Below are 24,058 nucleotides of genomic sequence, written 5' to 3'. Positions count from 1 at the left end.
CCTCCTAATTTTTAATCTATTTACAAATATTTTTTACATTATTAGCAACAGCTTTTCCTAATATAAAATGAGCCTCTTTTTCTAAATGTATCCCGTCTATACTACTACATATAATAAAATCGGATGCATTTAACAAATAACACTTACCTTTTAAAATATTATTAAACTGTTTTGAAAACTCTAAACTTTTACTATAAGCATCTTTGAAAAGTAATGTTTCCTCACTTCTTTTTCCTAGCATTGGAGGAATTATAACTAAAACTTCCGGTGAGTTACAATTTATACCACACTCGCTTTTATTTACTATATTTACCATAACTTCAACAGATTTTCCTATGTCATAGGTAGTTAATGAAAATTTATATTTCAAATCATTAGTTCCTAAAAAAATAATAACTAAATCTATAGGTTTATGGGAATTTAAACAAGTGAGTATATGCTTCTTCCCATTTTTAAACTCACCTTCTATAGGATCATCCCAAACAGTAGTTCTCCCATTTAATCCTTCTGATATTATATCATACTCACTTCCAAGCTCCTCTTGCAAAATATTTGTCCATCTGATTTTCTTTTTATATCTACTGCCATCTAGTGGGTTATACCCCCAAGTATTAGAATCACCATAACACAATATAGTTTTCATGTTAACACCTACTTTTATATTTATACATTTTTCCTAATAGCTCTTAGTTTCATAAAAACAATTTTTATTACCAGTTTTATTATATCATTTAAAGAATAGTATACAATGCTACCTAAAATATTGAATGAACATAATTAAAAAAAGCTTAAGGTGAAACTTGTCCTTAAGCTTTTCTTATATGATTTTTTACTCAACGTATGTTATATCTAAATTTATACCTTTTTGAAACTTAATTTACTAACCATAAGATATGATAAAAGTACAACTAATATTAAAGTTACACTTAAATTTGCTAATCTATAAGTTGAAGTTAAACAAAATACTGCTAAAATCATACCTGCTATGGTTATAGGAATCCCAGTAAAAACTCCATCAAAACTAGTAACATTATACCTAGCAAGTCTATATGCTCCTGCAAGTGGGAAAATTAACAATAACAAATATCCTAAAAGTCCTTTTTCACTTAAACTGTACATATTATAGATCAATATGGACGGTGCTACTCCAAAGGACACTAAATCTGCTAAAGAATCCAATTCTTTTCCTATTTCACTAGACACGTTTAAAAATCTAGCTACCCTTCCATCATATCTATCTGCAAGTGCCGCACAAATTATAAATATGCTTGCCAACATATAATTTTCTTCAAAAGTCATTAAAAGAGACATAACTCCACAAGCTAAATTACCAAAGGTAAATATATTTGGTATCGAACTTTTAAACCTAGACATTTTTATCTTCCTTTCATAAATAAATTTACTAAACTATAGATAATTACATATAAGACCTATTTAAATTTTTTAAAACTTAATATTAATTATACTATTATTGTTAAATATAAGCAAGTTTGCATAATACTTAACTTAATTTTGATTATACTAGACGCATCTTATGTAATTCTTATGCAAACCTTAAATTTACTTTAAATTTATAGATAATCTATTTATCATAAAAAAACTGTCTCAAAATATTTGAGACAGTTTTAATATTATCTATTATAGATATTCAAATACCAACCTTTATTTGATATTATTGTTTCAAGTGCATAAATTAAATAATCTATTTCTTCAAAAGTATTGTATAAAGAAAAACTCAGTCTAACCATACCAGGTCTTTTTCCACCATTTTCTACTATCATTTTTGTTTCTTCCTCGGATATATTTAACAGTTTTTGAATATATGGTTGAGCACAAAAACATCCACTTCGTACTGCAATTCCAAATTCGTAAGAAAGAATTTTAGCCAATGTTTCATGATATATTCCTTTAATGTTAAATGGTATTATAGCTACAGATGATTTATGGTATCCGGTATAGATTGTGATTTCAGAAATCCTTCTGAGTCTACTAAATGCATATCTAAATATTTGTTCTTCATACAACCTAATGTTGTCCATTCTTAAAGTTCTTAATGTGTTAATAGATGATTGTAAAGCTAAAACCCCTACTACATTTGGTGATCCTGCCTCATCTTTTTCAGGTGTATTATTCCACTTTATACTATTGTGAGTAACTACATCTACAGTACCCCCACCTTTATAATCTGGTTCTATATCATCAAATTCATCTTTAGGAGCAATTAACACTCCAATACCAAATGGCGCATACATCTTATGAGCTGAAAATGCTAAATAGTCTATATGATCATTTTCTTTATGCCCTTTCATAATTACTTTACTGTGGGGTACTAGTTGGGCACCATCTACAAATATCTGTGCTCCATAATAGTGGGTAAGCTTAGCTATTTCATAAATATTGTTTTTATATCCTGTAACATTTGATGCACCTGTAACCGCAACCAACTTAACCTTACCTTCATATTTTTTTAATTTATTTTCTAAATCCGATAATAATAATACTCCATTATCATCTACTTTTATATAATCAATATCAAATTTTCGCCAAGGTAAATCATTAGAATGGTGTTCCATTTCCGTTGATAAAATTATGGAATCATCATATTTTTCATATAACATATTTGATAATTTATTTATAGCTTCCGTGGTATTTTTTACAAATATTATAGTATTTTTTTCTCTATCTACACCAATAAAATCAGCTACCGCTTTTCTCCCCTCTTCATAAACCTTTGTTGAAAATTGTGATTTATACCCCATGCCCCTATGAATAGAAGAATAGTAAGGCAAAAATTCCATCACATCTTCAGCAACTGTTACAAAAGGTGGAGTGGTGGCTGCATTATCAAAATTTGTATATATAACATAATTTCCACAAGCAATCTTCACAGGCATATTTACTCCATATATTAGACTTCTATATTCATTCATAATTACCACTCCTAAATAGTCCTTTATATATACTATGATAATTAACTGAAAGTAACCATTAAAATTTTAGTATTTTATAATTTTTTAGTTTATATTTTGTATATATAAGTTATAATGTAAGGTGAATATATTCTATAAAATAATAATCATAGAGGTGATTTAATGTTAAATTTTAAATACTCAATACCTACAGAAATTTACTTTGGAAAAAGACAGATAAAAAATTTATCATCTGGTATTAAAAAATTTGGTTCAACAGTCCTTTTAGCCTATGGTGGAGGAAGTATAAAAAAGAATGGTATTTATGATGAAATAATTAAGATTTTTAGTGATAATAATATAAAATTTATTGAATTAAATGGAATAGAACCTAACCCTAAGCTTACTAGCGTTATAAAAGGAGTAGACCTTTGCCGAAACAATAATGTAGATATAATACTTGCTGTAGGTGGGGGAAGTGTTATAGATTGTTGTAAAGCAATAGCAGCAGGAGTATATTATGATGGTAGTCCATGGGATTTTTGTATAGGAAAAGCTATAATTAAAAAGGCACTTCCTATAGGTACAATCCTTACTTTATCAGCTACTGGATCAGAAATGAATGGAAATGCAGTTATAAGTAATTGGAGTACAAAAGAAAAACTTTCCTTATCAAGTCCTTATGTGAAACCTAAATTCTCTATATTAGACCCAACATACACTATGACACTACCTGCTAAACAAACTGCAGCTGGTACAGTAGATATAATTAGTCATGTATTTGAACAATATTTTTCAAACACAGAAGGAACATATATAACAGATAGAATCTCAGAGGCAATTATAAAAACCTGTATTCATAATGCACCTATAGCTATGGAAAACGGAAATAACTATGATGCTCGTGCTAATTTAATGTGGGCTTCTTCTCTTGCACTAAATGAGCTTTTATCTTATGGCAAAGTTACTGATTGGGCAACCCACGCTATGGAGCATGAACTAAGCGCTATTTTTGATATCACTCATGGTATAGGACTTGGAATACTTATTCCTCATTGGATGGAGTATGTACTTGATGAAAAAAACGCATGGAAATTTGCTGAATATGGAAAACATGTTTGGGGCATTGCTGATATTGAAAATAAACTATCTATGGCAAAGGAATCTATAAAAAAGACAAGTGACTTCTTTGTGTCTTTAGGTATACCTAAAAATTTATATCAGGTTTCAATCACCAAAAATAAACTAGAAGAAATGGCCTCTAAAGCTGTTAGCAGAGGTCCTATTGGTAATTTTAAAAAACTATACAAAGAAGATGTATTGGCTATATTCAAAAAAGCATTTTAAAAAGGTGGTTAAACCACCTTTTTTCATTATTAATATAAATTAACTAGATATATTAATATTTTTAATTATAACCTTCACTATGGAGTATATTGGAACTACCACAAAAGCTGCTACAGGTCCTCCTAATGCTACCGCCCCTATGACTAAAAATATATCTGTAATAGGATGTATATCCATAGTATATCCCATAATTGCAGGAACTACTATCCTACCTTTTAAAGTTTGTACTATCATAAATACAGCTATAAGTCTTAAAAGTATAATCCATCCTATACTAATTGCAATAACAACAGGTATTATCATAGAAATAAAGAAGCCCATAAATGGTATGAATGCTAATATAAAAGTTATAAAAGAGAAAAATAATGCATTAGGCATTTTAATTGTTTTATATCCAATAAAAATCATAATAGCCAATGAAACAGCAACTTTTGCCTGACCAGTAACATAACAAGATAAAACTTCATCACTTTGATCAAATATATTTTTTATAACCTTTTTATATCTTATAGGAAATATATTTACAACTTTTTCATTGAATTTATCTCCGTCTTTTAATATATAAAAAATTGTTATAACTATTAAAAGTAATTTTGAAAATATGTCTAGTATATATGTTACACCCAATATAACCCCCTGACCAATTTTATACATATGATTTTTAATAATATCTACAATATATACATATATCTCTTTTACATTTAAATTAGTATATTGTCCTATTTCCTTTAATATTTCGTCCACAGAATTTTGATTTCCTATTATATTTATAAATTCAGTAATTATTCCATTAAATTGTTCAACTATATATTTTCCTAGCCATGAAAATATACCTGTTATTATAAATATAAAAAAAATTAATGATAAAACCGCAGCTTTACCATTTGTAAACCCCTTACTTTTAAATACTTTATTAATGGGTTTTATTATATATGCAAAAAAAATAGATATTAAAATTGGCACTAAAAAATCCTTTAATATAAAATTCAATAATTTTTTTGTAAAAGTTATTTTATTTAAAAATATAATTGTTATTAATACAAGATTTATTATTATTAAACTCTTTAGTATTCTTTTATACAATCTAGTACACTCCTCTGTACATCACCCACCCAACGTAACATCTTGATTATCATACCACTTTAATGCCTCGTATAATTGTTCCATATTAAACTCTGGCCACAATTCTTTTACTATGTAAAAATCCGAATATACTGATTGAATTGGTAAAAAACCACTTAATCTTCTTCTACTACCCCATCTTATTATTAAATCAATTCTAGATATATCGGCGGAAGCTATATTATTGGTTAGTTTTTTATTATCTACTTGATTTTTTTTATATTTAAATATATCCCACTGCCATCCATAATTAATTAAAAAATTTGCTTTTGTTCCTCCTTTTCCAAAAATTTTTCTAGTGGTAAAAGGAACTAGCTCTTTTGGAAATAAAGGAGAGCTTGTATCTCCCACGACTAAAATCTCACAATTTTTTTCTGTTAATTTCATTACAGATTCAACACAAGCTTTCCTAAATTCCTCCGTTTGTTCCGAAGGTCTTTTACAGTTGTCTTTTGTAAACCCATAAAATGTCAATTCATCTATTCCAAGCTTTGAACAAGTATCAAATAATTGTACCCCTGGCTCAATACCATATTTATATCCATTTTTCTTTTCAAATCCTTGTTTCTGTGCCCATCTTCTATTTCCATCAGGAATTATCCCTATATGTTTAGGTAACCTCTTAAAACTTATATTTTTCATAATACACTCCCATAAACAGATTTTTTTAATCCTCTTCTCTATAAGTATAGTCTCCATTGGCTGCTTTTCGATTTACTTCATCAAGAACTTCCCTCATTTCAATTAACTCATTTTTAATCTCTTGCAATAATTTTTTTTCATCATTATCCATTTTAAACACTCCTTTCTAAAAACATTTTTCCCTTAGAAAAAAGTTTTATTCATTAGTATATTAAATAATTAGTTGAAAAATAGGGAGAATATATCTATTCTCCCATTCTTGCTATACCTACTCTTTATAAGATTTTTTTAAGAGATTGTTGTATTCGTTTAAAATGTCATCAAGAAATTGACTTAAAGCTACTACTTCTGGATCTAATATATCTTTTTCTTCCAAAAGCTTATACATAGCCTGTCTAACTTCTTCTATTTTCTTTATTAGTTCCTCCATACTATCCCTCCTTTCGTTTTTTTACTACAACAAAAGGAGGGCTCTTTCTTTCTTTTATGTAAAATTTAATTTTATTAATGTAAAAACCCGAATAACTGACAATATTAATTATTTGGGTTTTATATCCTAATTTTAAAAATAAGCCTAAAAGCATATCATCTTCTTTGTTTTAAAACCTATAATTCTACTTTTTATATAAATAGAGAAATGTTCTTTTATGTAAACAATAAAAGCTTTATTTAGATACCTTTATATCCATAACACTTTTATTTACTAAATATTTATAAAATGTAAATAAATTATAATTAAACATTTAATATACTTTTTTTCCTCCAATTTAATATCATATAAAAGTTGATATATGCAAATACTTATAGTGAAACAAAATTCAAATAAATTATAATTAGGAGGAATGCATTATGGCAAATTATAGTTCAAATAAATTAATAGTTCCAGAAGCAAAAAATGGTTTGAACAGATTTAAAATGGAGGTAGCTAACGAATTAGGAATAACAAATTACGACACCGTAGATAAAGGAAATTTAACTTCTCGTCAGAATGGTTCAGTAGGTGGAGAAATGGTTAGAAGAATGGTAGAAGCTTACGAAAGAAATCTATAATAGATGCTAGACCAGTAATATAGCTGGTCTAGTATTTTTTATACTATAAAAATTATGTTACAATGTTTGTATTGAATCGTTAGTGAGGTAGATATAATATGCATAGCTATTTTAAAAATACTTTTCCTGCATTAACCCACAAAAATTTTAGATATTTTTGGTTTGGCCAATGCATATCATTAATAGGTACTTGGATGCAAAAAACTGCCCAAGCATGGTTAGTATATTCTTTAACTAAATCTTCTTTTTTACTTGGTTTAGTAGGAGTATTTCAGTTTACGCCTATGTTACTATTATCATTATTTGCTGGTGTATTAATAGACAAGTTACCTAAAAAGAAAATAATAATAACCGCTCAAATGATATTGATGTTTCAATCCTTACTTCTCACTATATTAGTCTGGAGTAATAAAATAGAATACTGGCATGTTTTAATACTAGCTTTAATTTCAGGTATAGCCAATACATTTGATATGCCAGCTAGACAATCCTTCTTTATATCCTTAGTAGGAAAGAATCACTTAATAAATGCTATAGGGCTAAATTCTATGATATTTAATTTAGCAAGAATAATTGGTCCCGCTATATCTGGTTTTATTATGTATACTTTAGGTATGAATATATGCTTTCTTATAAACACTATAAGCTTTTTAGCTGTAATTATGGGACTATTAAAAATAACGGAGGAAGGTCTACCTAGCACTAATATAAAAAATATGAACATATTTAATAATATAAAAACAGGCTATTTATATGTAATAAATAATAAGAATATATTTACAGTTATGCTAATTATGGGAGCCGTTTGTACATTTGCCATGAACAATGACATAATGATTCCCGTTTTAGCGAAAACCGTACTTAATCAGTCTGAAAAAGGTTATAGCTTCCTCTTATCCGCCATGGGGTTAGGTTCATTATTAGGAGCTATTACCACAGCAAAAAACAGTAAAAATAGCCCCAAAAAATCTGTAATAATTTATAGTGCCTTACTTTCAAGTATATTTTTAATACTATTAGGTATCGCAAATAACTACTATATTGATATGATTTTACTTTGCTTTTTAGGATTTTTCAATTTAAGATTTTTAAATACCGCCAATTCAACTATACAATTAAATTCTAGTGATGAATATAGAGGTAGGGTAATGAGTTTTTATACCCTTTTAAATGCTGGTACAACCCCAATAGGAAATCTTTTCGCAGGCAGTGTAACAAACTCTTTAGGCGTTACTATTGGATTTTTAGTTTGTGGTTTATTAACAGGACTATTCTCATTAATCATTATACTTATAGCTAAAAATATAAAATCAAAAAGATTAGCTAGATAAAATATCTTTATATTGCTAATCTTTTTATAATTATACATCATAAAAATTTGTTAATATTATGATATTCACTTTTAGTATTAACTAACTTTCTTTGTTAATTTTAGTTATAGTAGGAGTATTATTAAATTTATTTATTATAGATCCATTTTCAGCATTAACAAAAACATTCCACTCCCCAGTATTTGTAATTAAATCAACTAAATAAACTACATAGGGATTTCCTTGAAAATTATATAAAAATAAGTCCGCCTTTGATTTATAGATATTTTCATATTCCACACAGTCTTTAGCTTTTTTTATAACAATATTTTTTGAAACCTTAATTTTGTCTCCCCAATTTCCATTTTCAAATGAAGTGTCTACTCTACCGCTTATAGAGCTCATAGTACAATCTTTTTCAGTAGTAAAAACTATTCTTCCATAGTAAACAGGTATATTATCTATCTGATAAATTGTGTGATAGAAAGTTCTATCTTTTTCATCTTTTAATGTCTTTGTACTTTTAAGAGATCCTTTTTTTAAACCGAACTTCGAAATATTTTCTATAAAAAATTCATTTATTTCTTCAAAACTATTAAATTTTTTTAAAGCTATATTAGTAGTTGCTTTATTATTGTTATGTTTACTTTTTTCCCAAAATATTGTTATAATTTTAAACTGTTTTTTATTTTTTTCCTCCACAGATCCTTCCCCATAAACTGTGGAGGCTGGTAACATTGTCAGAATAGTGCTCAAAAATATAGTTAATATTTTGTTCATTTTCATAAATTATCATCCCCTAATATAATATACATTATTTATATAGTTATTCTATAGTTTAAACTAATAAAGCATATAATTATTATATATAAATAAGATGATCTCTATACAAGTAAGAGATCATCTTATTTATTTAAATTTACTTTTTTATATAAATATTTTTATAGATTTTATAGGGTTGTTATTATAATGGTAACTGAGGTGTTGCAGTTATTCCAACTTTATCAAATGCATCTTCAACAATTTTTAACTCTTTACTATTATCACCATAAAGTTCTTTTGTAATTTGAACTACATCATTTCTGCATTTAGCAAAATTTGTTGTTTCATCCCATTTATAACAATTAGCTCTATAAAATAATTTTGCCATTATATCTTTGCCATTTGACTCACCAGATTTTTCTATCCCATCTGCAATTAGATAAGCAGCATGATTTATAATACCTGAATTTGTATGAACTCCACCCCAATCGTTATCTTTATCATTAGGAAGATATTTAAAATCTTTCATATGAGCTGGTTGATTTCCTCTAGATGGATCCTTCATATCTCTCATTGTATCTCCAGGAATATTGGGAGTATAGCATTCTTCTCCTATTTCAAAGTTTTTACCATCAATAGCCACTCCTATAATATCAGAAAATGCTTCATTTAAAGCACCAGATTCATTTTCATATTTTAGTTTGGATTCTTTACTAGTTATACCATGACTTACTTCATGACCTACTACATCTAAGGATTTTGAAAGAGATGAAAATAATTTGCCATCACCATCACCAAAAAACATAGCTCCAAGGTCATCTCTCCAAAAAGCATTATTATATTTTTCTCCTGCATGAATAAATCCTTCAACGTTCATACCATTATTATCAATACTATCACGATTAAACTTTTCTTTATAATAATCATAAGTTTTAGATAGGTTTACATAGGCATCTACAGCTGTAACTAAACTGTCATCTGTGAAATTAGAATTATTATTTTCTACAAGATTTGAACGTCTTAGTATATAAGATTTAGAAAAATTATACAAACATGCCCAGCTATTATTTATATCATAACAATAAATATTTTTAGTGCTATCTTTCAAATAATATTTTCCATCTTTATAAGTTAAATCAATATCTACTATACCATTTAAACTAGTTTTCCCTTTTCCTTTAGTTTTTTCTCCATTAACATTAGTCACACTATTTATATTAGTATATTTTTCAGAACCTTTTTTAATTTCTTCAGCATTGGGTAATTTTTCATCTTTATTATTAATTAGAGTAGGGGTGTTATTGAATTTATTTACTATAGAACCATTTTCAGAGTCAACAAAAATATTCCAATCACCATCATTAGTAACCAAATTTACTAAATAAACTACATATGGTTCACCTTCAAAATTGTACAAATATAAATCTGCATTTGATTTAGATAAATTATCATATTTTACACTGTCTTTAGCTTTTTCTATAGCAATATCCTTTGATAATTTGACTTTATTTTTCCAATTTCCATTTTCAAAAGCTGTATCTATTCTACCATTTATAGAATTCATAGATGAGTCTTTTCCAGTTGTGAAAACGATTCTTCCATAATAAACAGGTATACCCTCTATTTCATGGAGCATATGATAATGAGTATTACCTTTATCATCTTTTACAGCTTTGGTGTTTTTAAGAGATCCTTTTTTTACACCAAATTTTGAAATATTTTTCTCAAAAAATTTTCTTATTTCATCAGAATTTTTAAATTTTTTTTGTGTTATACCTGTAGTAGCTCTTTTAGTGTTTTGTTTACTCTTTTCCCAATATATTGTTGTAGTTTTTGGTTCTTTTCTACTTTCTTTACCTATAGGTGCAGCAGAAACTACGGAGACCGTTGATAATGTGATTACAGCACTTAAGACTGTAGCTAATAATTTTTTACTTTTCATAAATTGTTACCCCCTAATAAATTTATGGTTAATTGGAATTTACAATATTTATTATATCAACTCATAAAATAAAGAACAATTTCATAATATTAACATTTATTAACATTTGTTAACATTAAGTTAATGATTGTTAATCATTCTTTAAAATTGTAAATATTCCTTCATTTTTCAAATCAAATTTATTATATGTGAGTAAAAAAAAAATGTGAATTACATTTGAAATAAATTTTAATTCTTTCCTAAATAAATAAAACATATTTTTTAATCTCTAGACAATAAATTTAATTTTAGAGTTAAATCAGAAATAAAGGGGGAAAAATGTATTTATATATATAACACAAGAAAAGCAGAATTTATATTTACTGCTAAATATGATAGTCCAATTAAATATTAAACACGAATTAAAGAATAGCATAATTTTAATAAAAATAAGGTTGAAAAATGATAATATTTAGATACTAAAAAAGGTTAGTACCACTAACCTTTGAAATTAATTATCTACATTTTTCTCTTTATCGAACTTTATCGTTTTTATAGTAAAATCATACCCTCCCGTAGCAGTGAATGTTACCATCATAGAGTTTATAGAAATTAAATATAACCCACTTAAAGAAAGATTTTTTTTAACAATACTACAAATAAGAATATTAAAAAAAGCTATGATAAATGTAAAGTATTTAGTTGGTATTTTCTTTATGCCCGGTAATTCCTTTAAAAATTGTACCGTGAGCATAGTAACAACTACTGTTCCCATAAATGTAGCAACATAATCTATTGTAAGAAAATCCTCAAACACCATAAAATCACCCCTACTAAATAAATCTAATATATACTTAATAATATATATGTTGAAGTTATTACTTTAATTAACAAATAATTTTAAAATAAAAAAGAGCTATTAAAAAGCTCTTTCTTACTTTAAAATTTTTATTCTACTTCTGGAATAACTCCATATACAGCTATCATATCTTTTACAAGTGTATTTATTACATTGGGTATTTCATGTACTGCAAGATATGTACTAAACCCTTTTTCATTACAAACAAATTCCTGATCTCCAAGCAATGCTTTAGCACTATTTATTGCCATATCTTGTAGCTCTTTAACTTCAAACCCACCTATTAAAAAATGCACCTTCATTTTAGTTCCACTGCAATCATTCATATTGAACTTATTAAGTATATCTAATATATTCATTGTAATCCCTCCTTAGGTTAATACTACCAAATAATTATCATCTCCTCAAACTTCATATATCTTTATCAATATCCTATTTAAAGGGTATCCAAAAATTTTTATAAGATTAATACCTAATTCTTAGTTATAATACATAAATACTATTTTGTTAGTGTTTTTATCACTTTACATGGATTTCCTACAGCAATCACATTAGAAGGTATATCCTTAGTTACTATACTCCCAGATCCAATTATACTATTTTCACCAATTGAAACTCCTGGATTTATAATACTACCACCTCCTATCCATACATTATTACCTATGGTTATAGATTCAGCATATTCTAATCCTTTCTTTCTTAAATTTGGATCTATTGGATGGGTGGCAGTAAAAATTTTTACATTAGGTGCTATTAATACATTGTTCCCTATGTTCACAGTGGCACAATCTAATATTACACAATCAAAATTCGCATAAGAATTTTCCCCCCATTTAATATTCATACCATAGTCACATCTAAAAGGAGGTTCTATATAAAACTTTTCCCCTGTGCTTTTAAATAACTCTTTAATAATTTTGTTTCTTACTTCTTCTTCCTCAGGCAAAGTATTATTAAATTTTTTTATAAGCCTTCTAGCCCTGTTTCTGGCATGTATAAGTTCTTGATTATTTGCACTATAATACTCCCCACAAATCATCTTTTCTTTTTCTGTCAAATCTTTTACCTCCTTAATTTTTTGTAAATTTTATAAAAATGCTTGTCCTATGCAAAAAAACAAGTATAATTTTTGAAATTATGGGTAATTTAAAGATAAAATATAAGGAGGCGATAACGTATGAAAAGGCGTAATCTTCAAAGGTTTACTACTACTTTATCCAGTGCCCTTTTGATTATTTTGCCATATATTTTATCTTATACAGTATCATTCCTCCAAAAAAACATAGTATTTCTTTATATAATAATATTTTTAATAATAGTATATATAATTTCAGTATTATCCTAAGGCCTTTATGGCCTTATTTCTATTTTATCATCTTATAGTTTTTATTATATTCCTAAAGTAAATTTTTATTCAACTTTATAGTTTAAAACATTTAATAATATATTTATTATTAAAATACTTAAGGGAAGTTAAAACTCCCCTTAAGTATTTTTGTTTAGTTATTTTTTATCTCTCACTGGATTCATACCATTAAAGGTAATGTTTCTAACACCTGAAAAACACAGCCCTATCATTCCCTGTATATGCTCAGTTCCATTAGCACTGATACTTTGCCACCCACTAGACTTTATTGTTACCGTTGTAAAGTCACCATTATCTTTTAATGTATATGCTCCTCCCCAAGAAGATTTATATAATGCTGATTTAGGAAGATCAAACGAAACTTCCCAGCCACCTTTAATCTCTTTCCCTGTAAAATTAGTAATTTTTATATCGTAAGTATAATTTGGATGATCGTAGGTTCCAGATAAATCTACTGAAACATTAATTGGTTTTAAATTCATATTATTATCCTCTGGAGTTACACTACATTCTCCCATATTGCGTAAACCATTACTCAATTTCTTAGTTAAAGTATCTCCAAAAGTATACTTCCCTTCATTAACACTGTCTGACCCTTCTTTATAATTAGGATTTAATCCATAATCACCGTTCATAACCCAAATTAGAGCTCCACCTAAGTTTTTATTTTTAATATATGTTAACCTCTCATCAATAGATTTTTCATTTTCAAATGATAAAAAAACCTTCTCTGTATCTTGCCAAACATATGGTACTTTCTCTACATCGTCCCAATGCACTTTCAAATTTGGATCTTTTTCCATAAGATTTAATACATGCCATAGAGGATTAGCTCCTGCTGGATCTAATATTCCATCATTGTCTAAGTCATCTCCCCAAATATTATATTTACCAGTGGCAGGAGTCTTACTTGATCCATGAAGACCATTTTTTCCTCCTTGTACATTTTCCCATCCTCTAGTATAATATGGTATCCCCATTAAAATTTTTTCAGCAGGTAATACTCCTCTGTAGTATCTATAGGCCCAATCCATACAAAGTGTAGGCATAATTTGATTAATTGTTTCTCTATCTGCTGGATCAGGATAAATACCTGCTAAATTTTCCACGTATTCATTCCATCCCCCATGATAGTCATAAGACATAACACTTAAAAAATCTAGATACTTAGCATATGTGTTATCCTTTACACCACCAAGTACCCAAGGAGATGCGGTTACTGCTGCTGATAATACATAGTCTTTATTATCCTTATCGGAGGCTATATCTATTTTTTCTCTTAACGTTTTCATAAGTAAATTATATCTTTCATTTAGCTTAGCTCTTCTCGGTTCAGATAAATCGAAATCAGCTGGATTACCCGATTGGCTTGTTGAAGATGGGTATTCAAAATCAATATCAACACCATCAAAATTATATTTTTTTATAAAATCAATACAAGAATCTGCAAATGTATTAATTCCTGCATCTGTATCAAGCATAGTATAAAATCCTCTGCTCCCTGCCCATCCACCTACTGATATAAGTAAATTAACATTAGGGAATTGCTTTTTCATAGTTTGAAGCAAATTAAAATGTCCTTTATATGGAAGAGTAGAATCCAATTCTATTTTTTTCCCTTTATATGATAAATCATAATTCTTAAATTCTTCTCTTAATGCCGCATTTTCATCTCCCAATGTAATTTTATTTGTATTTTCATCTACCATAGCAAAAGAATATTGAATATGGGTTAATGAGTCCCACTGTAAATCGGTAACATTAAAAAAACCTTGTGCTTCATTATTATAGGCCCACTCCGGAAAATATCCAATTAGCTTTCTTTGTAAATCCTTATTAACAGTCTTTTTTACATGATTTAAATTGCCCTTATCCTCAGTAGCTCTTGCCTTTACTGTTGTTGTTAAAAGAGATAGGGAAAATGTAGCAGCAATGAAACCTGCTACCAACTTCGTTAAATGCGTCTTCTTCATTTTCTCATCCTCCTAATTTATCTTTACATTTTGTAAAGTTTTATGTACATTGTTCTCCTTTAATATAGTAAACTGAATTAGTCATACATAATAATAAGTTTGTATACCAAAGAAAACAATGAACAAATCATAAATTTAACATAATATAAAATATTGGCATACTAATGAGCATTCTAGTTTTCAGGATAAAATTTTAAAACAAAGTGCCTAAAGAATCTATATACTTAAACTTACTTTAAATAGCCAACCATATAAAACCTTATTAATATTTAAAAGCAAATTTCATGCCATTAATTTATGTGTAAAACCAAGCGTTTCCAACAAAAAAGTGTGTAATTTATATACACACTTTTACACAATAAGATTTATTCTATTTTAAAATTGTAAACTTCACTAATTACTTTTTTATTACTTTAATTGCAGACATATAATCAATAAATTACCAAAGTGTCGGTTCAATATAAAGTCCACATTACTGCGGAGAATATCCTAAACTATCTTTTGATTTTTTCACTTTTCAAAAAAGGTACTCCATCTCTAATAAAATATTCTTTTGTACTTTTTTTCTTAACAACAAAATTTATGAAACCACAAAAACAATATATCATTGTAAAAATTTGTGGGAAAGAATACCTTCCCTGTCCTTCCGTTATAAAATACACAGAGGTAAACATATAAAATAATATTACATTGTATAATGTATATTTATTTAAAAGATGAGTTTCTCCTCTCCATATATGCTTTAAAACAACTATACTATAAATTAAAATAAAGATTATAGCTGGTATAAAAATTATATTTTTAATTATAGTTACTCTTATAAATACATTAATTTTATTATTATCACTTACTTGTGTTCCATAAAAACCATAAAAAACATCATCCGCTAAAAAATATACATTAAATAACCTTTTAAATCCTAATTTAATAAACTGAATAGGATGAGATTTTATCCATTCTTTTGCAGCCTTATTTAGCATCTTATTTTTTACTGTTTGGTTAGCTAATTTATATTCTTCTGTTTTTACAATTGAATTTTCTACATCTTTAGCTGCCATCCATCTGCCTGTTTTGTTTTGGGAATTGTTATTTATATATAATACTATGCCCCCATTATTAGACACATAAGTAAATTGACCCATTAATTTAGTATTTCTGTATATAAAAGGGGATATAGTAATAGCACAGATCAGTAGAATCAGAAGAGAATTTTTTATAGAATTTAAAATGTTTTTATTAATTAATAATTCCAATAAAAATATAACAAAGAAATAAATTATAAAATAAGGTTTTATCATAGTATTCAATCCTACTAGTATCCCTAAATATACATACTTACATTTCATATCACTAAAATATACAAATGTAATATATATAAGTATATTAGTAAACAATGGTTCCGTAGCTAAAATGCTATTATAAAATATATTAGAAGGAATTAGTACAAATAATGTAAAAATTATTTTTCTATCTCTTTCTTTTAAGTTAACTCTCTTTAAAATATTATAAAACAATATATAATTTCCTAACGTTAAAAACAAATTAAATATTTTAGCATTTAATAAACTTATCCCAAAAATTTTAAATATTGCCCCTAAAATAATACAATATCCTACAGAAGTATATGTACTACCCCAGGACTTACCATTTGCAATATTTCCTGCTAATTTGTAATAGTAATTAAAATCAGAGAACGGCTTTGTATCCACTAAAAATACCCATAATACTGATAAAAGCATCCCTAAAATTATTACACCCTTATAATATTTTTCATTATTTAAAATACATTTTTCCATATAAAATTAATCCTTTCTAAAGTCACTGTGTTTTTATTTTCTACTTACGATATTTTGAATTCTTAATATATAATCCAAATATTCACACTTCAAATTACACTAAAAATAAATATAATTATAAAAAACTGTTTTATTAAATTACTATATGCAAAAATATTTTCCCAAAATCACTCCTTTATTCAAATTTACAATGGATTAATTACAAAATTTTTTATTTATTTTGTAATATCCCATTATAGTATATCACTGACATTGTCTTTTTTTTAATACATAATAGAAAAATTTCATAGGATACAACTCTCTAAAATTAGGCTTAAATAATTTTAATTACAATTTATTTCTTTTACTATTACTAGCTATTCTTATAAATGTGTAATAATAAACAAAAAAAGTTTTTATTTTTAGTTTGTTTTCTTACTCCATTTCTTAATATAACCATATCAGGGCCCTAAAGCTATAAAATAATTATTAAAAAGTGTTATTTAAAGTACCTAGTTAAACTTTAATTTACAGACTATCTACTTGTTAACGATTCCATTTTTTTGTATAATTTATCTATAATACAAAAAAAGGTGAAAAAGCGAGGTGGAGGGCGTTACTATGAATAAGAATTCTAAACTAAAAAAAATATGCTCATTTATTTTACTTTTCACAATGTTTTTAATGACAAACGTAAATCCGGTTTCTGCACATACTTTAAGCAATGTAGAATCAATCAAATATATGAATCCGGATGAAAATAATGGAGTCTACTTAATTGAAAAATTAGCTATTTACGAAAAAAATTATACATTCACTCATTCTATAAAAGATGGTGAAAATGTTATAGAAATCAGTGGTGCAGAAAATCATACTATAGTATCTGATAATGCTTCTAACAAATTATATATAGATAATGAACTAGCTTCAAATATAAGTGCAAAAGCATATGATGATTGGACTTATTTTGGCCCAGACATAGTTACTGTTAGTTGGCATGCTGGTGCTACTACAAATTGGTCAGGATACAGATAGATTATGAGTTTTTTATTAACTGATAAGTATACAATCAAAATATTTACACTATAAATCACACTAAAAATAAATATAATATAATTTTAAAAACTGTTCTATTAAATTACTAGATACAAAATGTATTTCCTAAATCACTCCTTTATTCAAATTTACAGTGGATTAATTACAAAATTTTTTATTTACTTTGTAATATCCCATTATATCATATCACTGACACTGTCTTTTTTTTAATACCCACTAGAAAAATTTCTTAGTAACAAAAATCAACTATATAAATAAATTGTTAGTATAGGTTTAGTAATTAACGGGGGGATTATATATGAACTATGAGGTTAGAGACTGCATTGATGCAGGAACAGAGTATTGTCCTTGCCATTTAGCTGAAAGTGGTGAATGTATACTTTGTTCTCAGTTAAGAGAGAAAAAATTTTGTGATTGTATAAACTGGAAAGGAGTCTGCATATATCAAGAGTTTGTATGGAACGGTAAAAAAGCTAAAGAGGGTAGAAAGGAAATAGAATGTATATTATTAAAAAAAGAATTTATATATAATGAATTAGCCTTATTTACTATATCTGTACCTCATAAACTTGCGAAAGAGCTAACCTCTCCTGGTAGTTTTGTTTTTTTGAGACATCCAGATAGCCAGCATTTTTTCGCCACTCCCATTTCTATTATGGAAGTAGATGTAGAAGAAAATAGAATAGTTTTAGCTTTAGAAATAAAAGGAATAAAAACGAAAAATTTAAATTTAATTAATGAAGGAGATAAAATACTTGTAAAAGGTCCATTCTGGAATGGAATTTTTGGGCTGAAAAATATTTATAAAAGTAAAGATGCTTCTTCTATAGTAGTTGCAAGAGGAATAGGTCAAGCACCTATAGTTCCTGTGATTAAAAAACTTTATGGTAATGGAAATAAAATATATATAATACTAGATAAAAGTCCTTATGAAAATACATTTATAAAAAAAATTATTGATAGTTGCAATTGCGAATTAATAACTACAAGTGTTATAAATGATAAAGGTGAAATTCCAGCAGAATTTAAAAATATTTTACTCTCTATTATAAAAAATAAAAATGTAAATTTAGTGCATTCCTCCGCCGCAGATATTATAAACTACAATGTATTAAATCTAATTGGGGAATCTATAGATTTTTCTTGTTGTAACAATGCAAAAATGTGTTGTGGTGAAGGAGTTTGTGGAAGTTGTAGCGTAAAAAATAAATACTTTAATATAGAAAGATCATGTAAGTTACAAATTGATCCTAGAAATATTTTGGAGGGACGAAAATTACTATGAAGGTTATAATTATTGGTGGTGGTTGGGCAGGTTGTGCAGCTGCAATTACTGCTAAAAAAGCTGGTGCACAAGTTATACTTTATGAAAAGACTGATATGCTTATCGGATTAGGAAATGTGGGAGGCATAATGCGAAATAATGGAAGATACACTGCAGCAGAAGAACTAATAAATCTAGGTGCTGGAGATCTAATAAAAATAACAGATTCCCATACTAGACACAAAAACATAAATTTTCCTGGACATGAACATGCATGGCTTTATGATGTGAATTTAGTTGAACCCAGTGTCAGAAACCATCTGCAAAGTATGGGTATTGAATTGCATTTTATGACAAGAGTAGTTGACGTAGAAAAACAAAATAATGAAATTATTGGCATATATCTATCGGATGAGACTTATATAAAAGGGGATGTTTTTATTGAAACCACAGGTTCCACAGGACCTATGGGTAATTGTTTAAGATATGGAAATGGATGTTCCATGTGCATCTTAAGATGTCCTGCCTTTGGACCTAGAGTAAGTATAAGTGCAAGAGCAGGAGTTGAAGATTTACAAGGTGAACGAGAGGATGATGTGTATGGTGCATTTAGTGGTTCTTGTAAATTATGTAAAGAAAGTCTTGACAAAGGGCTATTAAAAGAAATAGAAGAAAAGGGTTCTGTAGTTTTAAAAGTTCCCCCTGAAGATATAAATATTGATAAATTAAAACTAAAGGTATGTCAACAATATGCTTTAAGGGAATTTGCAGAAAATATAGTTTTATTAGATACAGGTCATATAAAACTTATGACCCCATTTTACCCCTTAGATAAACTTAGAAAAATTCATGGCTTAGAGAATGCAAGATTCATAGATCCATATGCAGGAGGGAAAACAAACTCCATCAGATATCTTTCAGTTGCTCCGAGAAACGATGATATGAAAGTAAAAGGTCTTGATAACCTATTTTGTGCCGGTGAAAAGTCCGGTCTTTTCGTAGGGCATACTGATGATCGTTACAGCAAACTACAATAATTATAATTAAAATCTATTACTCATATGTATTAATGCGGTAATATACAAATTATAATTCTTTAACATATATTAGGTCATGAAAATGTTTCTACTACTTAAATATACTTTCATTTAGAAAAAACATATAAACACCATAGAATTCTAAAATAAAAAATATGGTGTTTTAAACAAGATTATTTTTTATTATTTTCATATCAAGCAAAAATATTCTAATATAAATAAAAATCCGTTTATTAAGTAATCTCTTCAAATTCCCCTACAACTTTCTTTAATTCCTCTGGTAAATATTCTTTTAAATATTCAAAGTGTATTGAATCTGCCATTTTCACTGTTGAATAAAACTCTAAATACAACTTTCTTAAATCATCTACATTTGAAAATTTATCTTTGTACAAATTATTTTTTAAATATATATTTAATAGTTCTATTGCTACATCATGAGGGTTCCTTTGTATAGGTGTAGGTTTAACTTCGATACTTTCAGGCATGTTGTTCACTCCCTTTATGTTTATTAATTTGAAACAAACCTTTTTCTAGCTTCAACTCCATTGAACTATTATCTTCCTTAGATATAAAAACATACTCTATTTGCTTTTTACAATATTTATTTACTAAATTATCATAATCCAAATTAATTCCTTTTTTTATGCATTCTATTTTACTTATTATCCTACTTATATAATTAATATCTGTAGAAACCATTGCTTCTCTATACAATCTCTTTATTCTTTCTTGTTTATGTCTAATATTAATATCTGTAAAATACAAAGAATATCTTTCACCACAATTAGGGCACTTGAAATACGTTTCTTCTATTCCTTCTGGGTATCCTTTATAAAATTGTGTTTTAGACGAAACTTCAAATCCCTCTTTACACTTATTACAGTAGACCACTACTAACACCCCCACACTTGAAACCGTATTCCATTAATAACTTCTACATTTATCATGATATTCCTGTCAATTGTTAGAAAATTTAATTAATTTTGATGACAAATTCTAAGTTTTATTATAAATAATATTAAACACATCTACTTCTCTAGCATTGATTTTGCAATATAATTACTCATATACAACCTTAGCCCTCTCTCAAATACTATAATACTCTGCAACTAAATCTACTGTCCACTGAGCCCCAGAAGAATTAATTAATACAGATGATTGTCTAAAAAAATTAGTATTTTCCTATCAGTTACTTTATTAATTTGCACTTTGTTCAAAAACAAAACATGAACATTACTATTTAAATTTAGTGCCAAAGTATTACTATTTTATAAATTAATTTCTAGTTAACATGTAATTGTTATGGTATAATTTGCTTATTAGTAATATTTTGAACTATACAAACCTCTCAAGTTAACTAGAACATGTTTTGATAAATACATTAGGAGTTGCAAAGGGTTCATGAAAATTAAAAATGAAATCACATATGTTGCAATAATTTCTTTAATAGCATTAGACCAGTTTATTAAAATAGTCATTAACAACAATTTTTTTTATAAACGCTTCCATATAATATCTCATTTTTTATACTTTGAGCCCATGTATAATAGGGACTATTCATGGTTTAATTCTATGCTACAATTAGAAATTAGTAAATATATACATATTTTAGTAGTAACGGTTTTAATTATTTTGATATATCTTTTGTATGGATATGTAAATAATAAATTTGGAACTAACAAAATTATTAATATAATGTATGTTTTTATATTCTAAGGTGCTTTTTGCTCTTTAATTAATAAGATTTTTTGGGATGGTAGTTTGGATTATATTCTGGTAAAAGGCTTTTTTACTTTTGATTTAAAAGATTTATATATTAATATTTTTTTAAGTCTCCTAATTTTATCTTTAATATTAAAAAATAAAATTTTATCACAAATTCATAATTACACTTTAAAAGATTTTACTAAATATATACTTTCCAAATAAAAAAATAATAATTATTTTATACCGTAGTTTTCATATAAGTGAATTTTACGGTATAGTTATTTAATATACAAATTTTAGTATAACTCTATTATGACTTTACTTTATTATCAACAATTTAAAAAAACTATTATAATCATGCATTTGAAATATTATATTATAAAAAATACATACCATTTATATTAAATATATATTTTTATGATAAATATATGAAAGAAATTAACAAGATGAACTCTTTTAAGTTAAAAAAATCATTTATATTAACGAAATTGTTTTTTTGTTGGTTAATAATTTCCCTTCTTGGTGCAGACTTCCCACAACCAGTAAGATTTATTTGGATGGTAACCTTAATAATATGATATCATTAAGTATTTTTTTAAAAAAGTTTGTGATTGAACTTAAAAAAAATCTAGAAATCTCTTTGTTAAAAATCTACTATTTTCTATATCATCAGGAATTGTAGTATTTTTATTAACCTTATTACTAAATATAAAAAACTTTATAATTTTAGGACTTATTAATACCCTAATATGGGCAATTACTATAATTATAGTAACAATACTTTATGGAGTTTATTGTATATAATTAATATTATATTTATTGAATTTATAAAATAAAAATATCCTATAAAAAATTCTAAATTAAAATATATCTTTATTTTTTAAAATTCATTTTATAAATAATCTTATAAAAATAGCCTTTAATATATACATTTAGTAAAGTAATAATTAGTTTTTATAATTTAAAGAAGGATAAAAACATGGATATAAAAATAAAAGATCTTTCAAATGATTTTTGTAATTTCTAGGATAAATCTAGTAAAATAAACTTTCAACAACAAAAATCACTGTTGGAAAAACTATATGTATAGCCAAATAAGGATATTTTTATTCATTTAAATTATATATACAAATCAGTGGAAGAAAATAATAATATCGATAAATATTTTGAAAATTCTTTTAAAAAATATACTACTCAGTATAATAATATAAAAATCCTAAGTAAACTTATAAAAAAAGAAAAATATATAATTTGTAAAAAGTGCAGTGAACTGTTTATCATAGATAATATAAAACTAAATTTTATTATCATGGTCGGACAATTCCGTTACTGAGGATTTCTATTTAGCTAAATACTTCTGTACTAAAAATCAATGGAATTATAATATTCCTCAACGTATCGGTTACGTGGTTGGCTATAAAATAATAGCCTATCCAAGTAAACAATATAAATTGCACGAATTAATACTATGGGACTCAAATAAAATAAATAGAGAACTTAAGAGTGCTATTCTAAATATATTATAAAAATTAACCCCTATTAAGTATTTAAATCTTTAATGGTGTTATATTAAAAATACTATTGATCTTAGAAACATTTAAATAATTTCAACTAAATTGTTTAAATACTAAAATATGTTATAATATATAGTATTATCAATAAATTATCATTACAATGTATTTTATATCTCTTAGTACTAGACACTTGAGAAAGGAACTATAAATATGAATACTACTCAAAAATACATTTTAATATTGATAGTACCTATAGCTATAATGATTTTCCTTACACCTTTTTTACCAGATAAAGTTCCCATTCACTTTACATCCTCTGGAATTGCAGATGGGTTTATTCATAAAAAATATGCTTTCGCTTTAGGTATATTGCCCTTTTTAATATATAAAATCGTTAAAATAAAAAATAATAATTAATATTTTTTCTCATAATATATTAAT

General features: G+C 26.5%; 23 protein-coding genes and 1 pseudogene. 8 read left to right on the top strand and 16 right to left on the bottom strand.

Going from position 1 to position 24,058, the window contains the following annotated elements; genetic code table 11:
* Positions 1–16: 16 nt before the first annotated feature.
* The 3 genes from EJL03_RS02380 to EJL03_RS02370 form a co-directional block, all read right to left on the bottom strand.
* The gene (locus EJL03_RS02380; protein WP_125152361.1) at positions 17–643 is read right to left on the bottom strand and encodes an SGNH/GDSL hydrolase family protein; all 627 of its coding nucleotides are present in this window, start codon (positions 641–643) and stop codon (positions 17–19) included.
* A 212-nt stretch (positions 644–855) separates the two neighbouring features.
* Positions 856–1,374 carry a CDP-diacylglycerol--serine O-phosphatidyltransferase gene (gene pssA / locus EJL03_RS02375; RefSeq protein ID WP_125152360.1) on the bottom strand — a complete coding sequence of 173 codons (519 nt, stop codon included), beginning with the start codon at positions 1,372–1,374 and terminating at the stop codon, positions 856–858.
* Positions 1,375–1,631: 257 nt separating this feature from the next.
* Positions 1,632–2,930, bottom strand: a complete 1,299-nt coding sequence (locus EJL03_RS02370; RefSeq protein ID WP_125152359.1) for an aminotransferase class V-fold PLP-dependent enzyme — start codon at positions 2,928–2,930, stop codon at positions 1,632–1,634.
* 162 nt (positions 2,931–3,092) lie between these two features.
* On the opposite strand from EJL03_RS02370, the gene EJL03_RS02365 reads away from it, so the two are divergent.
* Entirely contained in the window at positions 3,093–4,256 is a 1,164-nt protein-coding gene (locus EJL03_RS02365; RefSeq protein WP_125152358.1) for an iron-containing alcohol dehydrogenase, read from the top strand.
* 39 nt (positions 4,257–4,295) lie between these two features.
* Here the strand turns inward: EJL03_RS02365 and EJL03_RS02360 are convergent, their stop codons facing one another.
* From EJL03_RS02360 to EJL03_RS02350, 4 genes are all read right to left on the bottom strand, one after another.
* Positions 4,296–5,339 carry an AI-2E family transporter gene (locus EJL03_RS02360; protein ID WP_125152357.1) on the bottom strand — a complete coding sequence of 348 codons (1,044 nt, stop codon included), beginning with the start codon at positions 5,337–5,339 and terminating at the stop codon, positions 4,296–4,298.
* A gap of 21 nt (positions 5,340–5,360) precedes the next feature.
* Positions 5,361–6,020, bottom strand: coding sequence for an undecaprenyl diphosphate synthase family protein (locus EJL03_RS02355; RefSeq protein ID WP_125152356.1), 660 nt, complete (start codon positions 6,018–6,020; stop codon positions 5,361–5,363).
* Between the two features lie 25 nt (positions 6,021–6,045).
* Positions 6,046–6,171 carry a hypothetical protein gene (locus EJL03_RS16565; RefSeq protein WP_279222052.1) on the bottom strand — a complete coding sequence of 42 codons (126 nt, stop codon included), beginning with the start codon at positions 6,169–6,171 and terminating at the stop codon, positions 6,046–6,048.
* 117 nt (positions 6,172–6,288) lie between these two features.
* Entirely contained in the window at positions 6,289–6,450 is a 162-nt protein-coding gene (locus tag EJL03_RS02350; protein ID WP_125152355.1) for an aspartyl-phosphate phosphatase Spo0E family protein, read from the bottom strand.
* Between the two features lie 419 nt (positions 6,451–6,869).
* On the opposite strand from EJL03_RS02350, the gene EJL03_RS02345 reads away from it, so the two are divergent.
* Entirely contained in the window at positions 6,870–7,070 is a 201-nt protein-coding gene (locus EJL03_RS02345; RefSeq protein WP_125152354.1) for an alpha/beta-type small acid-soluble spore protein, read from the top strand.
* Positions 7,071–7,168: 98 nt separating this feature from the next.
* On the top strand, positions 7,169–8,401 hold the full coding sequence (locus EJL03_RS02340) for an MFS transporter (protein WP_125152353.1): 1,233 nt from the start codon (positions 7,169–7,171) through the stop codon (positions 8,399–8,401).
* 81 nt (positions 8,402–8,482) lie between these two features.
* Here the strand turns inward: EJL03_RS02340 and EJL03_RS02335 are convergent, their stop codons facing one another.
* The 7 genes from EJL03_RS02335 to EJL03_RS02305 all read right to left on the bottom strand — a co-directional run bounded on the left by EJL03_RS02335 (position 8,483) and on the right by EJL03_RS02305 (position 17,057).
* Entirely contained in the window at positions 8,483–9,166 is a 684-nt protein-coding gene (locus EJL03_RS02335; RefSeq protein ID WP_125152352.1) for a PepSY domain-containing protein, read from the bottom strand.
* A gap of 178 nt (positions 9,167–9,344) precedes the next feature.
* Positions 9,345–11,084 carry a M4 family metallopeptidase gene (locus tag EJL03_RS02330; protein ID WP_125152351.1) on the bottom strand — a complete coding sequence of 580 codons (1,740 nt, stop codon included), beginning with the start codon at positions 11,082–11,084 and terminating at the stop codon, positions 9,345–9,347.
* Positions 11,085–11,574: 490 nt separating this feature from the next.
* The gene (locus EJL03_RS02325; protein ID WP_125152350.1) at positions 11,575–11,883 is read right to left on the bottom strand and encodes a hypothetical protein; all 309 of its coding nucleotides are present in this window, start codon (positions 11,881–11,883) and stop codon (positions 11,575–11,577) included.
* A gap of 128 nt (positions 11,884–12,011) precedes the next feature.
* A complete protein-coding gene (locus EJL03_RS02320; protein ID WP_125152349.1) occupies positions 12,012–12,281 on the bottom strand; it encodes a hypothetical protein in 270 nt (89 codons plus the stop codon).
* Between the two features lie 140 nt (positions 12,282–12,421).
* Positions 12,422–12,979, bottom strand: coding sequence for a sugar O-acetyltransferase (locus EJL03_RS02315; RefSeq protein ID WP_279222051.1), 558 nt, complete (start codon positions 12,977–12,979; stop codon positions 12,422–12,424).
* A 446-nt stretch (positions 12,980–13,425) separates the two neighbouring features.
* Positions 13,426–15,261 (bottom strand): glycosyl hydrolase family 18 protein, encoded by a 1,836-nt coding sequence (locus EJL03_RS02310; RefSeq protein WP_125152348.1) that lies wholly within the window; start codon positions 15,259–15,261, stop codon positions 13,426–13,428.
* Positions 15,262–15,755: 494 nt separating this feature from the next.
* Positions 15,756–17,057, bottom strand: coding sequence for a hypothetical protein (locus EJL03_RS02305; RefSeq protein ID WP_125152347.1), 1,302 nt, complete (start codon positions 17,055–17,057; stop codon positions 15,756–15,758).
* Between the two features lie 600 nt (positions 17,058–17,657).
* On the opposite strand from EJL03_RS02305, the gene EJL03_RS02300 reads away from it, so the two are divergent.
* From EJL03_RS02300 to EJL03_RS16560, 3 genes and pseudogenes are all read left to right on the top strand, one after another.
* On the top strand, positions 17,658–18,071 hold the full coding sequence (locus tag EJL03_RS02300) for a hypothetical protein (RefSeq protein WP_125152346.1): 414 nt from the start codon (positions 17,658–17,660) through the stop codon (positions 18,069–18,071).
* 319 nt (positions 18,072–18,390) lie between these two features.
* Entirely contained in the window at positions 18,391–19,377 is a 987-nt protein-coding gene (locus EJL03_RS02295) for a sulfide/dihydroorotate dehydrogenase-like FAD/NAD-binding protein (RefSeq protein ID WP_125152345.1), read from the top strand.
* Positions 19,374–20,369 (top strand): annotated as a pseudogene (locus tag EJL03_RS16560) (FAD-dependent oxidoreductase); the annotation flags it as partial. The gene EJL03_RS02295 and the pseudogene EJL03_RS16560, both read left to right, overlap by 4 nt.
* A gap of 257 nt (positions 20,370–20,626) precedes the next feature.
* Here the strand turns inward: EJL03_RS16560 and EJL03_RS02285 are convergent.
* A complete protein-coding gene (locus tag EJL03_RS02285) occupies positions 20,627–20,881 on the bottom strand; it encodes a hypothetical protein (protein ID WP_125152344.1) in 255 nt (84 codons plus the stop codon).
* Positions 20,874–21,287 carry a hypothetical protein gene (locus EJL03_RS02280; protein WP_125152343.1) on the bottom strand — a complete coding sequence of 138 codons (414 nt, stop codon included), beginning with the start codon at positions 21,285–21,287 and terminating at the stop codon, positions 20,874–20,876. Before EJL03_RS02280 ends, EJL03_RS02285 begins: the two co-directional genes overlap by 8 nt.
* Positions 21,288–21,797: 510 nt before the next feature.
* On the opposite strand from EJL03_RS02280, the gene EJL03_RS16765 reads away from it, so the two are divergent.
* Positions 21,798–22,112, top strand: a complete 315-nt coding sequence (locus tag EJL03_RS16765; protein WP_125152342.1) for a signal peptidase II — start codon at positions 21,798–21,800, stop codon at positions 22,110–22,112.
* A 1,715-nt stretch (positions 22,113–23,827) separates the two neighbouring features.
* Positions 23,828–24,034 (top strand): DUF1648 domain-containing protein, encoded by a 207-nt coding sequence (locus tag EJL03_RS02270; protein ID WP_125152341.1) that lies wholly within the window; start codon positions 23,828–23,830, stop codon positions 24,032–24,034.
* The last annotated feature ends 24 nt before the right edge of the window (positions 24,035–24,058 follow it).

This window comes from Clostridium rectalis, from assembly GCF_900626095.1.
Taxonomy (GTDB): Bacteria; Bacillota; Clostridia; order Clostridiales; family Clostridiaceae; genus Clostridium_AS; species Clostridium_AS rectalis.
This window is presented reverse-complemented; position numbering and strand designations above follow the sequence as displayed.